The 13329-nt window shown below is 58.6% G+C and carries 11 protein-coding genes and 3 tRNA genes; 7 read left to right on the top strand and 7 right to left on the bottom strand.

Going from position 1 to position 13329, the window contains the following annotated elements; all coding sequences use genetic code 11:
• Position 1 precedes the first annotated feature (1 nt).
• The 3 genes from Q7W83_RS24075 to Q7W83_RS24065 all read right to left on the bottom strand — a co-directional run bounded on the left by Q7W83_RS24075 (position 2) and on the right by Q7W83_RS24065 (position 2961).
• A complete protein-coding gene (locus tag Q7W83_RS24075) occupies positions 2-1591 on the bottom strand; it encodes a sensor histidine kinase (RefSeq protein ID WP_150638311.1) in 1590 nt (529 codons plus the stop codon).
• On the bottom strand, positions 1581-1814 hold the full coding sequence (locus Q7W83_RS24070) for a PP0621 family protein (protein ID WP_150633486.1): 234 nt from the start codon (positions 1812-1814) through the stop codon (positions 1581-1583). The genes Q7W83_RS24075 and Q7W83_RS24070 overlap by 11 nt, the downstream gene beginning before the upstream one ends.
• A gap of 124 nt (positions 1815-1938) precedes the next feature.
• Positions 1939-2961, bottom strand: a complete 1023-nt coding sequence (locus Q7W83_RS24065; RefSeq protein ID WP_150633482.1) for an outer membrane protein assembly factor BamD — start codon at positions 2959-2961, stop codon at positions 1939-1941.
• A 151-nt stretch (positions 2962-3112) separates the two neighbouring features.
• Between Q7W83_RS24065 and rluD the strand changes: the two genes are divergently transcribed.
• The 7 genes from rluD to nadA all read left to right on the top strand — a co-directional run bounded on the left by rluD (position 3113) and on the right by nadA (position 9366).
• Positions 3113-4075, top strand: a complete 963-nt coding sequence (rluD, locus tag Q7W83_RS24060) for a 23S rRNA pseudouridine(1911/1915/1917) synthase RluD (protein ID WP_150633481.1) — start codon at positions 3113-3115, stop codon at positions 4073-4075.
• Positions 4072-4797, top strand: coding sequence for a peptidoglycan editing factor PgeF (pgeF, locus tag Q7W83_RS24055; RefSeq protein WP_150633480.1), 726 nt, complete (start codon positions 4072-4074; stop codon positions 4795-4797). The genes rluD and pgeF overlap by 4 nt, the downstream gene beginning before the upstream one ends.
• Before the next feature lie 130 nt (positions 4798-4927).
• Positions 4928-7492: an ATP-dependent chaperone ClpB gene (clpB, locus tag Q7W83_RS24050; protein ID WP_150633479.1), complete on the top strand. Its 2565-nt coding sequence runs from the start codon at positions 4928-4930 to the stop codon at positions 7490-7492.
• Between the two features lie 298 nt (positions 7493-7790).
• Positions 7791-7866 (top strand) — tRNA-Asn (locus Q7W83_RS24045).
• A 9-nt stretch (positions 7867-7875) separates the two neighbouring features.
• Positions 7876-7952, top strand: a tRNA-Pro gene (locus tag Q7W83_RS24040).
• A 5-nt stretch (positions 7953-7957) separates the two neighbouring features.
• Positions 7958-8033 (top strand) — tRNA-Lys (locus Q7W83_RS24035).
• Between the two features lie 274 nt (positions 8034-8307).
• Positions 8308-9366, top strand: a complete 1059-nt coding sequence (gene nadA / locus Q7W83_RS24030; RefSeq protein WP_150633195.1) for a quinolinate synthase NadA — start codon at positions 8308-8310, stop codon at positions 9364-9366.
• A 134-nt stretch (positions 9367-9500) separates the two neighbouring features.
• On the opposite strand, the gene Q7W83_RS24025 is transcribed toward nadA, so the two are convergent.
• From Q7W83_RS24025 to Q7W83_RS24010, 4 genes are all read right to left on the bottom strand, one after another.
• Positions 9501-9989 carry an RDD family protein gene (locus tag Q7W83_RS24025; RefSeq protein ID WP_150633194.1) on the bottom strand — a complete coding sequence of 163 codons (489 nt, stop codon included), beginning with the start codon at positions 9987-9989 and terminating at the stop codon, positions 9501-9503.
• Positions 9990-10085: 96 nt separating this feature from the next.
• On the bottom strand, positions 10086-10298 hold the full coding sequence (locus Q7W83_RS24020) for a cold-shock protein (protein WP_007977299.1): 213 nt from the start codon (positions 10296-10298) through the stop codon (positions 10086-10088).
• Positions 10299-10689: 391 nt separating this feature from the next.
• Positions 10690-11814 (bottom strand): glycine cleavage system aminomethyltransferase GcvT, encoded by a 1125-nt coding sequence (gcvT, locus tag Q7W83_RS24015; protein WP_150633193.1) that lies wholly within the window; start codon positions 11812-11814, stop codon positions 10690-10692.
• A 41-nt stretch (positions 11815-11855) separates the two neighbouring features.
• Positions 11856-13232 (bottom strand): L-serine ammonia-lyase, encoded by a 1377-nt coding sequence (locus tag Q7W83_RS24010; protein WP_150633192.1) that lies wholly within the window; start codon positions 13230-13232, stop codon positions 11856-11858.
• Between the last annotated feature and the right edge of the window lie 97 nt (positions 13233-13329).

Raw genomic sequence — 13329 nt, 5'->3', positions numbered from 1 at the left:
TTCAACTTTGTTTCCGTCCGTGAGCAAAGGTGATGCGAAAGCAGCCGCCATCGTGGCGTGGCTTGAAGTCTAGGCGGGCCTGGTTGCTTTCGCACAATTCACGCGACAGATATAGCCCCAGGCCGGTGCCTTGGGCGCTGGTGGTAAAGAACGGTTCGAACAAATGCACCTGTTGATCCGGTGCTACGCCGGGGCCATCGTCGCGAACCTCGATGATTGGCAACTGGCTGACGGGGTCGACAAACAAATCGAGCCAGACCTGAGCCTGATCGTGCGCCTGTGCGCTATGACGCCAGGCGTTACGCAACAAATTGTCGAGAATCTGCGTGAGCTGGTTCGGGTCCATCAGGGTATTGAATTCGCCTGAATCGATGTGCAGGTGAATCTGCTGACTGTCGATCGCTCCTTCGCGACTTTGCGCAACGAACTGTTCCAGCCACGGCTTCAGATCGAGTCGTTGCGGCACGGTTTGCTGGCGGCGGGACAGTTGCAGGACGTTTTCGATAACCCGATTCATTCGCTGAGAGTGGTCTTGAATAATCTGGGTCAGACGTCGATCCGCGCCGTTCAGTTCCTCCGATTCCTGCAATAGCTGAGCGGCATGACTAATGGCGCCCAGAGGATTGCGAATTTCGTGGGCAATACCCGCCGTCAGGCGCCCGAGGGCGGCGAGCTTCAGTTGTTGGGCTTGTTGGGCTATTTGTGCGAGATCCTCAAGGAAGACCAGGGTTTGGTGGTGTGGGCCTTGGGCCAAGGCAATGAAGCTCGGTTGCAGTTCCAGGCCACTGTTGGCGATCTTCAGGCTCTGGGGGCGCAACGTCGGATTGTTCAGCCACAGTTGCAGGCGTTCGACCAGATCGGGCGAGCAGTCGTCGATCCGTTGGCCTTCGAGATTGACTCGGCCCAGTAGGGCCAGCGCGCTGTGGTTGGCCAATTGCACTCGGCGCTGGTCATCGAGCACCAGGATGCCGGTGCGCATGCGCTGCAGGATCAATGCATTGAGGGCTTCGAGACCCACCACTTCGCTGGCCCGTTGTTCGGCGAGGGTTTCGCTGACTTCCAGGCGTTGGATCAAGCCTTGCACCAGCAACGCTGCGGCAAAGCACAGTGCGCCGAGGGTGCCGGCTTGCAGGTAATCGTTGGGGCTGGCGGGATGGCTGAAGCTTAGGAGAAAGCTCAGCCCGACGATGCCGAGCGCACCGACGGCGGCGATCAGCAGGCCGATGCGGCTTCGCAGCAAGGCATTGCTGATAGCCACCGAGACGATCAGCAGGTTGCCGATGGCGCTGGCGACACCGCCAGCGGCGTAGAACAGGCCACATAGCAGCAAGACATCAATCAGCGCGAGCCCGAACAGTTGCGCCGGGCGGCGGGTGTTCTCGAAGAAGACCACCAACAAAATGTTCAGCACCAGGTACAACCAGCTGCCACTGCGCAACAGGTTGTCATTGGCGAACGTCAGCAACTGGTTGTCCAGGTTGCTGGAAATCAGCAGCACCAGAGTGATGCCGACGCTTAGACGGTAAAGGTGATAGAGGCGCAGCAGTCGCTGAGCCTGTTTGCTGCCGGGACTGGAGGTCTCAGCGATCACTGGAGCCCGGGCCTTGCTCAAGATGAGCCTGGCTGCAATACCACTGTTGTTGAAGGCTCAGCGCGCGGTCGCGGGGCAGGTGTACGCCGCAATGGGCGCAGCGAACCATGGGCGCCGCCTCCAGCTCGGCAGAGGACTTGGGCGCAGAGGCCTGGCCCTTGAACTTGCGCCAGAACCATACCGCAGCGGCAATAAGGGCGATCCAGAACAGTAAACGAAGCATGGGGAGCTGCTTTATGACGAGTGATTCTGCAGTTTAGCCAAGGAGATGACGGGCGCACAGCGTAATAAATCGCGGAAATAAAAAGGGAGACTCAAGAGTCTCCCTTTTTGCACAACCCGGTGTATCAGTCGAACACACCGAAGGTCATGTAGCTGAACCACGAGCGATCGCTGTTATTGCCTTCCGCTTCGTGTTCCTCTTCTTCGATCACGTCACCATTTTCATCTTTAGGCTTGAGATCGTTCGGGATCGCGTCCTTGGCGTCCTGGAACTGCTTCTGCACGTCCTGGTTGGCGCGGGTTTCACCCGGCGGCAGTGGTGGACGCGACTCGATCAGGCCCAGGGTGGCCTTGCTCAGCCACGAACGGTTGTCGGCTTCGTCGACCGACGGCACGAACTGACCGTCCACCAGGGTTGGGTGGTTCGGGTAGTTGAGCTTCAGTGTTTCGAGGCTGGTGGCCGCCAGGTCGTCCAGGTGCAGACGCTGGTAGGCTTCGGTCATGATCGCCAGGCCGTCACCGACCGATGGGGTTTCCTGGAAGTTTTCCACGACGTAACGACCACGGTTCGCGGCAGCGACGTAGGCCTGACGGGTCAGGTAATAGTCGGCGACGTGAATCTCGTAGGCTGCCAGCAGGTTGCGCAGGTAAATCATGCGCTGCTTGGCGTCCGGCGAGTAGCGGCTGTTCGGGAAGCGGCTGGTCAACTGGGCGAACTCGTTGTAGGAGTCGCGAGCAGCGCCCGGGTCACGCTTGGTCATGTCCAGCGGCAGGAAACGCGACAGCAGGCCGACGTCCTGATCGAAAGAGGTCAGGCCCTTGAGGTAATAGGCGTAATCCACGTTCGGATGCTGTGGGTGCAAACGAATGAAACGCTCGGCGGCAGACTTCGCAGCCTCAGGCTCAGTGTTCTTGTAGTTGGCGTAGATGAGTTCGAGTTGAGCCTGATCGGCGTAGCGACCGAACGGATAACGCGACTCCAGCGCCTTCAGCTTGGCTGTGGCGGCGGTGTAGCTATTGTTGTCCAGATCGCGCTGTGCCTGCTGGTACAGCTCGACTTCGCTCAGGTTTTCGTCTACGACTTCCTTCGATGAGCAAGCAGCGGTCAATGCGAGGATGGCGATCAGCAGCAGGTGTTTCACTTGCATGGCGGCTTGCGTCCCTATGACGGCCGCTGTCTTGGGCGGGGCCGTCCTGTTATGATGAGCGCCCCGTTGAATAGCCTCGGGGCAAAAGACGCCGTATTTAACCACAAGCGCGCAGCCGAAACCAAAGGCTGTGCCGACGCCTAGTCTGAGCATGTCCGATAAAATTGAACTTCGCGCAGAGGTGCCGTCCGAATTGGGCGGCCAACGCCTCGATCAAGTCGCCGCACAATTATTCGCTGAGCACTCGCGCTCGCGCCTTTCCGCCTGGATCAAAGACGGCCGCCTGACTGTGGATGGGGCGGTTATCCGCCCGCGAGACATCGTTCACGGTGGCGCCATTCTTGAGTTGACTGCCGAGCAGGAAGCTCAGGGCGAATGGATCGCTCAGGACATCGAGCTGGATATCGTCTATGAAGATGACGACATCCTGGTGATCAACAAGCCTGCGGGCCTGGTGGTGCATCCGGCTGCCGGTCACGCTGATGGCACCTTGCTCAACGCCTTGCTGCACCACGTGCCGGACATCGTCAATGTGCCCCGCGCCGGTATCGTGCATCGCCTGGACAAGGACACCACCGGTCTGATGGTGGTGGCCAAGACCATTCAAGCGCAGACGCAGCTGGTAACACAGTTGCAGAGCCGCAGCGTCAGCCGTATCTACGAGTGCATCGTGATCGGTGTGGTGACCGCAGGCGGCAAGATCAACGCGCCGATCGGTCGTCACGGCCAGCAACGCCAGCGCATGGCCGTGATGGAAGGTGGCAAGCAAGCCGTCAGCCATTACCGCGTGCTCGAGCGTTTCCGCTCCCACACTCACGTGCGGGTGAAGCTGGAAACCGGTCGTACGCACCAGATTCGCGTGCACATGGCCCACATCAACTACCCGTTGGTCGGAGATCCTGCCTACGGCGGTCGTTTCCGTATTCCGCCGGCAGCCAGCCAGACCATGGTCGATTCCTTGAAGACGTTCCCGCGTCAAGCGCTGCATGCGCGCTTCCTGGAGCTGGATCACCCGACCACCGGTAAGCGCATGAGCTGGGAATCGCCACTGCCTGATGATTTCGTCTGGTTGCTGACCCTGCTCAAGCAAGACCGCGAGGCGTTCATCGGATGAGTGACTGGCTGATTCCCGACTGGCCTGCGCCTGCCGGGGTGAAAGCCTGCGTCACCACCCGAGCGGGCGGCGTCAGTCTGGCGCCGTTCGACAGCCTCAATCTCGGCGATCACGTCGACGACAGCCCTGAGGCTGTTGCCGAAAACCGTCGCCGCCTTACCGATCATTTCTCTATTCAACCGGCTTGGTTAAAGCAGGTTCACGGCATTGTCGTGGCTCATGCGGACCCCGAGCAGGTAGCCACTGCCGATGCCAGCTGGACGGCAACGCCCGGCATTGCCTGCGCGGCGATGACGGCTGATTGCCTGCCGGCGCTGTTCTGCGACCGTGCCGGTACTCGCGTCGCAGCGGCCCATGCCGGTTGGCGCGGGTTGGCGGCGGGTGTGCTCGAAGCGACGCTCGACGCGCTGGCGGTGCCACCGGAAGACGTGCTGGTCTGGCTCGGCCCGGCGATTGGCCCGCAAGCCTTTGAAGTCGGCCCGGAAGTGCGCGAAACCTTCGTCGAGCAACTGCCTGAGGCCGCCAAAGCCTTTGTGCCCAGTGCAAATACCGGCAAGTTCATGGCCGATATCTACGAGCTGGCGCGCTTGCGTCTGGCTGTTCGCGGCGTTACCGCTATATATGGCGGCGGTTTCTGCACCGTGACCGATCCGCGCTTCTTTTCTTACCGCCGCAGTCCACGCACTGGTCGGTTTGCCTCCCTTGTCTGGTTAGAACACTAGACTTCTCTGATCTACATCAACTGTACGACGCTTGAAACTCCCAGAATCGACCGCATCTATAACGGTATCTGGCAGGTTTCTTCATTCAGGATGTTTTATAGGTCCGGCCTGCTCAAAAGGAAGGTGACCCATGCGTATCGATCGTTTAACCAGCAAATTACAGTTAGCACTCTCCGACGCCCAATCGCTGGCCGTCGGTCTTGACCATCCCGGCATTGAGCCGGCGCACTTGATGCAAGCCATGCTTGAGCAGCAGGGTGGTTCAATCAAACCCCTGTTGATGCAGGTCGGTTTCGACGTCAACAGCCTGCGCAAAGAGCTGACCAAAGAGCTCGATCAGCTGCCAAAAATCCAGAACCCGACCGGCGACGTCAACATGTCGCAGGATCTGGCGCGCCTGCTCAACCAGGCCGATCGACTGGCCCAGCAGAAAGGTGATCAGTTCATTTCCAGTGAGCTGGTGCTGCTCGCCGCGATGGACGAGAACAGCAAACTCGGCAAATTGTTGCTCGGTCAGGGCGTCAGCAAAAAAGCCCTGGAAAACGCGATCAACAACCTGCGTGGCGGCGAAGCGGTCAACGACGCCAACCACGAGGAATCGCGTCAGGCGCTGGATAAGTACACCGTCGACCTGACCAAGCGCGCCGAAGACGGCAAGCTCGATCCGGTGATCGGTCGTGACGACGAAATTCGCCGGACCATTCAGGTGCTGCAACGCCGCACCAAGAACAACCCGGTACTGATCGGTGAGCCTGGCGTGGGTAAAACCGCCATTGCCGAAGGCCTCGCCCAACGGATCATCAACGGTGAAGTGCCAGATGGCCTGAAAGGCAAACGCCTGCTGTCCCTCGACATGGGCGCGCTGATTGCCGGCGCCAAATACCGTGGCGAGTTCGAAGAGCGCCTGAAATCCCTGCTCAACGAATTGTCGAAGCAGGAAGGGCAGATCATTCTGTTCATCGACGAACTGCACACCATGGTCGGTGCCGGTAAGGGCGAAGGCTCGATGGATGCGGGCAACATGCTCAAGCCAGCGTTGGCCCGTGGCGAGTTGCATTGCGTCGGCGCGACCACGCTCAACGAGTATCGCCAATATATAGAGAAGGATGCGGCCCTCGAGCGGCGTTTCCAGAAAGTGTTGGTGGACGAGCCGAGCGAAGAAGACACCATCGCCATCCTGCGTGGCCTGAAAGAGCGTTACGAGGTTCACCACAAAGTGGCGATCACCGACGGCGCGATCATCGCCGCCGCCAAGCTCAGTCACCGTTACATTACGGACCGTCAGCTGCCGGACAAGGCCATCGACCTGATCGACGAAGCCGCCAGCCGCATCCGCATGGAGATCGACTCCAAGCCGGAGGTACTGGACCGTCTGGAGCGTCGTCTGATTCAGCTGAAGGTGGAATCCCAGGCGCTGAAGAAAGAGAGCGACGAAGCGGCGATCAAGCGTCTGGAAAAACTCCAGGAAGAAATCGTTCGTCTTGAGCGTGAGTATTCGGACCTCGAAGAAATCTGGAACTCGGAAAAAGCCGAAGTCCAGGGTTCTGCACAGATCCAGCAGAAAATCGAACAGTCCCGTCAGGAACTGGAAGCCGCACGCCGTAAAGGCGACCTGAACCGCATGGCCGAGTTGCAATACGGGGTGATCCCGGACCTGGAGCGCAGCCTGCAAATGGTCGACCAGCATGGCAAAAGCGAAAACCAGTTGCTACGCAGCAAGGTGACCGAGGAAGAAATCGCTGAAGTCGTCTCGAAGTGGACCGGCATTCCCGTGTCGAAAATGCTCGAAGGCGAGCGCGACAAGCTGATGAAGATGGAAAGTCTGTTGCACCAGCGTGTGATTGGTCAGGACGAAGCGGTGATCGCGGTTTCCAACGCGGTGCGGCGTTCGCGGGCCGGGTTGTCCGACCCGAATCGCCCAAGCGGTTCGTTCATGTTCCTCGGCCCGACCGGTGTCGGTAAAACCGAGCTGTGCAAGGCGTTGGCCGAGTTCCTCTTTGATACCGAAGAGGCGATGGTGCGGATCGACATGTCCGAGTTCATGGAGAAACATTCCGTGGCCCGGTTGATCGGTGCGCCACCAGGCTACGTAGGTTACGAGGAGGGCGGTTACCTGACCGAGGCGGTGCGTCGCAAGCCTTATTCGGTGATCCTCCTGGATGAGGTCGAGAAGGCCCACCCGGACGTGTTCAACATCTTGCTGCAAGTGCTGGAAGATGGTCGCCTGACTGACAGCCATGGCCGCACGGTGGATTTCAAGAACACTGTGATTGTCATGACGTCCAACCTGGGCTCGGTACAGATCCAGGAGCTGGTCGGTGATCGTGAGGCTCAGCGCGCGGCGGTAATGGATGCGATTTCCACGCACTTCCGGCCGGAGTTCATCAACCGGGTCGACGAAGTGGTGATCTTCGAGCCACTGGCGCGGGATCAGATCGCGGGCATTACCGAGATCCAGTTGAGTCGTCTGCGCAGTCGTTTGACTGAGCGCGAACTGAAGCTGGAACTCAGCCCTGAGGCCATGGACAAGCTGATCGCGGTCGGCTACGACCCGGTGTACGGCGCACGGCCGCTGAAACGGGCGATTCAGCGCTGGATCGAAAACCCGCTGGCACAGCTGATTCTGTCGGGTCGTTTCATGCCCGGCGATACCGCCAAAGGGGTCGTGGAGAACGACGAAATCGTTTTCGCCTGATCCACATCCACGGCAAAAATGAAGAGGCCTCGCATTGCGAGGCCTTTTTTTCGTCAGGTTGTTGAACTTAAAGGAAAAGGCTTGTAAAGTGCGCCCCGCAGTAAGTCACCCGGAAGGGTTTCTGCTCCCCAAGCAGAAATCTGAAATAAGTTGCAAATCATTAACTTGAATGCAATTTAGGGGGTTGACAGAGGTGCTTAAAATTGTAGAATAGCGCGCCTCAGACACACTAACGCAGCGATGCGAACGGGTCGAAGAGGTGAAGCAAGCTTCACAGTTGTAAATTGAAATATGTAGTTCCGTGATAGCTCAGTCGGTAGAGCAAATGACTGTTAATCATTGGGTCCCAGGTTCGAGTCCTGGTCACGGAGCCAATTTCAAACCGGGGTATAGCGCAGTCCGGTAGCGCGCCTGCTTTGGGAGCAGGATGTCAGGAGTTCGAATCCCCTTACCCCGACCATTTTTGGGTCGTTAGCTCAGTTGGTAGAGCAGTTGGCTTTTAACCAATTGGTCGTAGGTTCGAATCCCACACGACCCACCATTTTTGTAGCAGTTTTAAAAGTCTGGAAGGCCCACGCAAGTGAGGATTTCCGGATTTTTTTTTGCCCGCGATTTAAGGTCGACCCCGTTCGGGGCTGCACTGCGTGACACAGGTCAGAATCATCTTTTGCATCATCGGGATATTCTGTAGCCTTGCGCAGCTTCAACGCTGTCCATGCCTGATGAACACTCACTCTCCCGGCGGTACCCCTGAAGGGTCCAGAGCCAGGTGTATACTCGACTTTCGCGCGTAAGCGCTTGCAGGTCTTGCGAACATGACGCAGATTTCCGAACGCCTTCTGGTTCAAGCCCACCTCGACGCCAAGCAGCCCAAACCGCTGACAGTCGAGGAAGAGGCCTATTACCGTGCTGCCATCGCTGCCGAGCTCAAGGCTCAGGACGCGGTGCTGGTCGCTCACTTTTATTGTGATCCGGTCATTCAGGCGCTTGCCGAAGAGACCGGTGGCTGCGTCTCCGACTCGCTGGAGATGGCCCGCTTCGGCAATGCTCACCCGGCCAAGACCGTGGTGGTCGCCGGTGTGAAATTCATGGGCGAAACCGCCAAAATCCTCAATCCTGAAAAACGCGTGTTGATGCCGACTCTGGAAGCGACGTGCTCGCTGGACCTGGGGTGCCCGGTAGACGAGTTTTCGGCGTTTTGCGATCAGCACCCGGAACGTACCGTGGTGGTGTATGCCAATACCTCGGCAGCGGTCAAGGCCCGGGCGGACTGGGTCGTGACTTCAAGCTGTGCGCTGGAAATCGTTGAAAGCCTGATGGATAACGGCGAAACGATCATCTGGGGCCCGGACAAGCACTTGGGCACCTACATCCAGCGCCAGACCGGTGCCGACATGCTGCTATGGGACGGTGCCTGCATCGTTCACGAAGAGTTCAAGTCCAAGCAGCTCGAAGATATGAAAGCGTTGTACCCGGACGCGGCCATTCTGGTGCACCCTGAATCGCCGACCTCGGTGATCGAACTGGCGGACGCCGTCGGCTCCACCAGTCAATTGATCGCAGCGGCGCAGAGCCTGCCGAACAAGACGCTGATCGTGGCCACTGACCGTGGCATCTTCTACAAGATGCAGCAGTTGTGCCCGGACAAGGTCTTCATCGAGGCGCCAACGGCGGGTAACGGCGCGGCGTGCCGCAGTTGCGCACACTGCCCGTGGATGGCGATGAACACGCTTGAGCGGACGCTGAAGGCCTTGAAGGAGGGGACGAACGAGATCTTTGTTGATCCGGCGTTGATTCCTCAGGCGATCCGCCCGTTGAAGCGCATGCTCGACTTTACGCAAGCAGCGCGGATGAGGCTGGCCGGTAACGCCTGAGATTGTTCAGTCAATTTGCAAAAACTGTGGGAGCGAGCTTGCTCTCGATAGCGGTCTGTCAGTCATATCAATGTTGACCGATGCGCCGCTATCGCGAGCAAGCTCGCTCCCACAGTGGTTTTCGTATGGCTGGATTACTTGGTCTTCTTCGGAATTCGAACCAATTGCGTGTTCGAGTACATGTCATGCCAGCTGCGTTTCTGTTTATCGAACAGTGACCAAAAGAACCCAAGGCCAACGCACAACAGCGACGCAATCGACACGACAAAGCGCAGCAGCGCCTGCCACAGGCTGATGGATGATCCATCGGCATTCTGCACACGAATGCCCCACACCTGCATGCCCAGAGTCTGGCCGGACCAGGTCCAGAATTTGGCGAAGAAGCCGAACAGCACGAACAACAACACAGTCGACAGCAACGGGTCACCGTCCAGCGCGCCTGCTTCGGTCAGGGTGCGCATTTTGTCTTCGCCGATGATTGCCATCTGAATCATCTTGTAGAGGCCGCTGGTGACGATCAGCAGCGCAGTGCATAACAGGAAGTCATAGAACATCGCTGCCAGGCGACGGCCCAGGGTCGCGGCGGGAAAGTCGCCCTGAGGGTTGAGCAAGTGTTTCGACATGGCAGGGCTCTCGACGAAAAAAGAAGCCATTTTACGGATTTACGCGCACAAAAAAGCCCCTGATGTCAGCATCAGGGGCTTTTTCGTAACAGAAGGTTAGGCTTCTGCTTGTACTTCGTCAGCCTGCATGCCTTTCTGGCCTTGCACGGCGATGAAGGTCACTTTCTGGCCTTCTTTCAGGCTCTTGAAGCCGTTGCCCTGAATAGCGCGGAAATGCACGAACAGATCCGGACCGCTTTCTGGAGTGATAAAACCAAAACCTTTCTCGTCGTTAAACCACTTGACGGTACCGCTCTGACGTTGGGACATTTCTTATTTCCTTTGACGCAAAAATTAATGACAGTCTCTTTCTCATGAAAGAGTACTGGGGCTGGTTGCAGGAGAGTAAGAAGACGTCGAACGGGATGTAGCTAACTTGTAGGCTACTGCCCAGGTCACGATTCCAAGCGACCCATGCAAACACAGTGAACAAACTCTACGCCAACTACGGGAGGAAAAACAAGCCCCGCGAAAGGGCTGGTTTTGCTCAGGTTGGCCGCAGTAGTACGTGTACTAGCGTTGGCTTATTCGATAGGGGTGTTCAATTGTTTTCGAACGTTATAAGGCAAGTTCATAATCGAAACGCTGCACTGTTTTATGGCGGTTGCGTTACACATTAGTGCACTGTTAACGCAACCGCGTTACTTATAGAAACAGTCAATCAACCACGATAGTAGCGTTGTGGAACGAATGGCATTTTGCTTACAAGCAATGGCACCTTTTTCCCACGAACGATTGCGAACACTGGTGTGTCGATGGCGATATAAGCGCTGTCGAGGTAACCCATGGCCAAAGGACCGCCCAGGGTCGGACCGAAACCGCCGCTGCACACGGTGCCGATGATGTCGCCCGCTTCATTGACGATTTCTGCACCTTCGCGTACCGGCGTACGTTCCTGCGGCAACAGGCCCACGCGCTTGCGGCTGACACCGGCTTGTTGCTGGGCGAACACGGTTTCAGCGCCAGGGAAGCCGCCAGCCCGCGCGCCATCGGCGCGACGTGGCTTGGAGATGGCCCACAACAAGCTGGCTTCGATTGGGCTGGTCTCGGTGTTCATGTCGTGGCCGTAGAGGCACAAGCCGGCTTCCAGACGCAGGGAGTCGCGTGCGCCCAGGCCGATGGCTGCCACTTCCGGTTCGGCCAGCAGGGCACGAGCCAGGGCTTCGGCGTTGGCGGCCGGCACGGAGATTTCGAAACCGTCTTCACCGGTGTAGCCGGAGCGGCTGACAAAGCAGTCCACACCCAGCAGTTTCACGCGGGCGAACTGCATGAAGGTCATCTTCGCCACTTCCGGTGCCAGGCGTGCGAGCACGGTGACGGCGGCCGGGCCCTGCAATGCCAACAGCGCACGTTCTTCGAACAGCGGCTCGATAGTGCACTGATCGCCAATGTGCTGACGCAGGTGCGCCAGGTCCTGATCCTTGCAAGCGGCGTTGACCACCAGGAACAGTTCGTCGTTACCCAGGTTGGCAACCATCAGATCGTCAAGAATGCCGCCGGACTCATTGGTGAACATCGCATAGCGCTGCATGCCCACTGGCAGGTCGATGATGTCCACCGGCACCAGGGTTTCCAGGGCCTTGGCGGCATTGGCGCCGGTCAGGCGGATCTGGCCCATGTGCGAAACATCGAACAACCCGGCCTGATCACGGGTGTGCTGGTGTTCCTTCATGACGCCCAGCGGGTACTGCACCGGCATGTCATAGCCGGCGAACGGCACCATGCGGGCGCCGAGTTCGATGTGCAGTGCGTGCAACGGGGTTTTCAACAGTTGTTCGGTGGACATATCCAGCTCCTGAAAAAGTGTGCAGATGCAGTGAGCGCGCATCAGCACTCGATAATGTTGACCGCCAAACCGCCACGGGCGGTTTCCTTGTATTTGCTTTTCATGTCGGCGCCGGTCTGGCGCATGGTGCGGATAACCTTGTCGAGGGAAACGAAGTGTTGACCGTCGCCGCGCAGGGCCATGCGCACCGCATTGATGGCTTTCACCGAACCCATGGCGTTGCGCTCGATGCAAGGCACTTGCACCAGCCCGCCAATCGGGTCGCAGGTCAGGCCGAGGTTGTGTTCCATGCCGATTTCGGCGGCGTTTTCCACTTGCTGCACGGTGCCGCCAAGCACTTCGCACAAGGCGCCGGCCGCCATCGAACAGGCCACGCCGACTTCACCCTGACAACCGACTTCGGCGCCGGAGATCGAGGCGTTTTCCTTGTAGAGAATGCCGATGGCTGCGGCGGTCAGCAGAAAACGTACGACGCCGTCCTCGTTGGCGCCGGGAATGAAGCGCATGTAGTAGTGCAAAACCGCCGGGACAATGCCCGCTGCACCGTTGGTGGGCGCGGTAACCACACGTCCGCCGTTGGCGTTTTCCTCGTTGACCGCCAGGGCGTACAGATTGACCCAGTCCAGCACCGACAGCGGATCGCGCAGTGATGACTCCGGGTTTTTGCACAGTTGCCGATGCAGCGCTGCCGCTCGCCGTTTGACCTTCAAACCGCCGGGCAGAATGCCTTCGTTACGGCAGCCGGCGTCGACGCAGTCCTGCATCACTTGCCAGATCTTCAGCAGGCCGGCGCGGGTTTCCGCTTCCGGGCGCCAGGCGCTTTCGTTGGTCAGCATTATCTGGCTGATCGACAAACCGTACGTGGCGCAATGGCTGAGCAGGTCCTTGGCGCTTTTGAACGGGAACGTTAGCGGTGTGGCGTCTTCGACGATGCGGTCGGCGCCGGCGGCGTCTTCATCGACCACAAAACCGCCGCCGACCGAGTAGTACTCGCGACTGCGGATTTGCAGACCCGCCGCGTCGAACGCGCGAAAGATCATGCCATTGGGGTGATAGGGCAATGGTTTGCGGATCATTGCCAGGTGTTCTTTCTCGTTGAACGCAATGCTGTGTTCGCCGAGCAGGTTCAAGCGACCGTTGCCACGAATGTCTTGCAGACGGGCGGCGACGGTTTCGGTGTTCACGGTGTCCGGGTGTTCACCTTCCAGGCCCAGCAACACAGCCTTGTCGCTGCCGTGGCCCTTGCCGGTGGCGCCGAGTGAGCCGTAGAGCTCGACTTTGACACAGGTGGTGGCGGCCAGCAGCCCTTCACGGCGCAAACCTTCGGCGAAACGCGCAGCGGCGCGCATCGGGCCGACGGTGTGGGAGCTGGAGGGGCCGATGCCAATCTTGAACAGGTCGAACACGCTTAACGACATGGTTGTTCTCCGGTTTCTTGTTATAGGAATTCACGGAATTTCAGGCTAGGCACGATTCTGTGGGAGCTGGCCTGCCAGCGATGACGGAGTGTCAGAC

The sequence above is a fragment of the Pseudomonas sp. 300 genome (assembly GCF_055803035.1).
Note: the sequence above shows the minus strand (reverse complement) of the source record. Positions and strands in the feature narration are given on the sequence as shown.

What these genes read in the sequence shown, in the direction of transcription:
- rluD (WP_150633481.1), top strand. Translation starts at nt 3,113, where the DNA reads ATGTCCGATAAAATTGAACTTCGCGCAGAGGTGCCGTCCGAATTGGGC.
- Q7W83_RS24020 (WP_007977299.1), bottom strand. Translation starts at nt 10,298, where the DNA reads ATGTCCCAACGTCAGAGCGGTACCGTCAAGTGGTTTAACGACGAGAAA.
- gcvT (WP_150633193.1), bottom strand. Translation starts at nt 11,814, where the DNA reads ATGTCCACCGAACAACTGTTGAAAACCCCGTTGCACGCACTGCACATC.
- pgeF (WP_150633480.1), top strand. Translation starts at nt 4,072, where the DNA reads ATGAGTGACTGGCTGATTCCCGACTGGCCTGCGCCTGCCGGGGTGAAA.
- Q7W83_RS24010 (WP_150633192.1), bottom strand. Translation starts at nt 13,232, where the DNA reads ATGTCGTTAAGCGTGTTCGACCTGTTCAAGATTGGCATCGGCCCCTCC.
- Q7W83_RS24025 (WP_150633194.1), bottom strand. Translation starts at nt 9,989, where the DNA reads ATGTCGAAACACTTGCTCAACCCTCAGGGCGACTTTCCCGCCGCGACC.
- clpB (WP_150633479.1), top strand. Translation starts at nt 4,928, where the DNA reads ATGCGTATCGATCGTTTAACCAGCAAATTACAGTTAGCACTCTCCGAC.
- nadA (WP_150633195.1), top strand. Translation starts at nt 8,308, where the DNA reads ATGACGCAGATTTCCGAACGCCTTCTGGTTCAAGCCCACCTCGACGCC.
- Q7W83_RS24070 (WP_150633486.1), bottom strand. Translation starts at nt 1,814, where the DNA reads ATGCTTCGTTTACTGTTCTGGATCGCCCTTATTGCCGCTGCGGTATGG.
- Q7W83_RS24065 (WP_150633482.1), bottom strand. Translation starts at nt 2,961, where the DNA reads ATGCAAGTGAAACACCTGCTGCTGATCGCCATCCTCGCATTGACCGCT.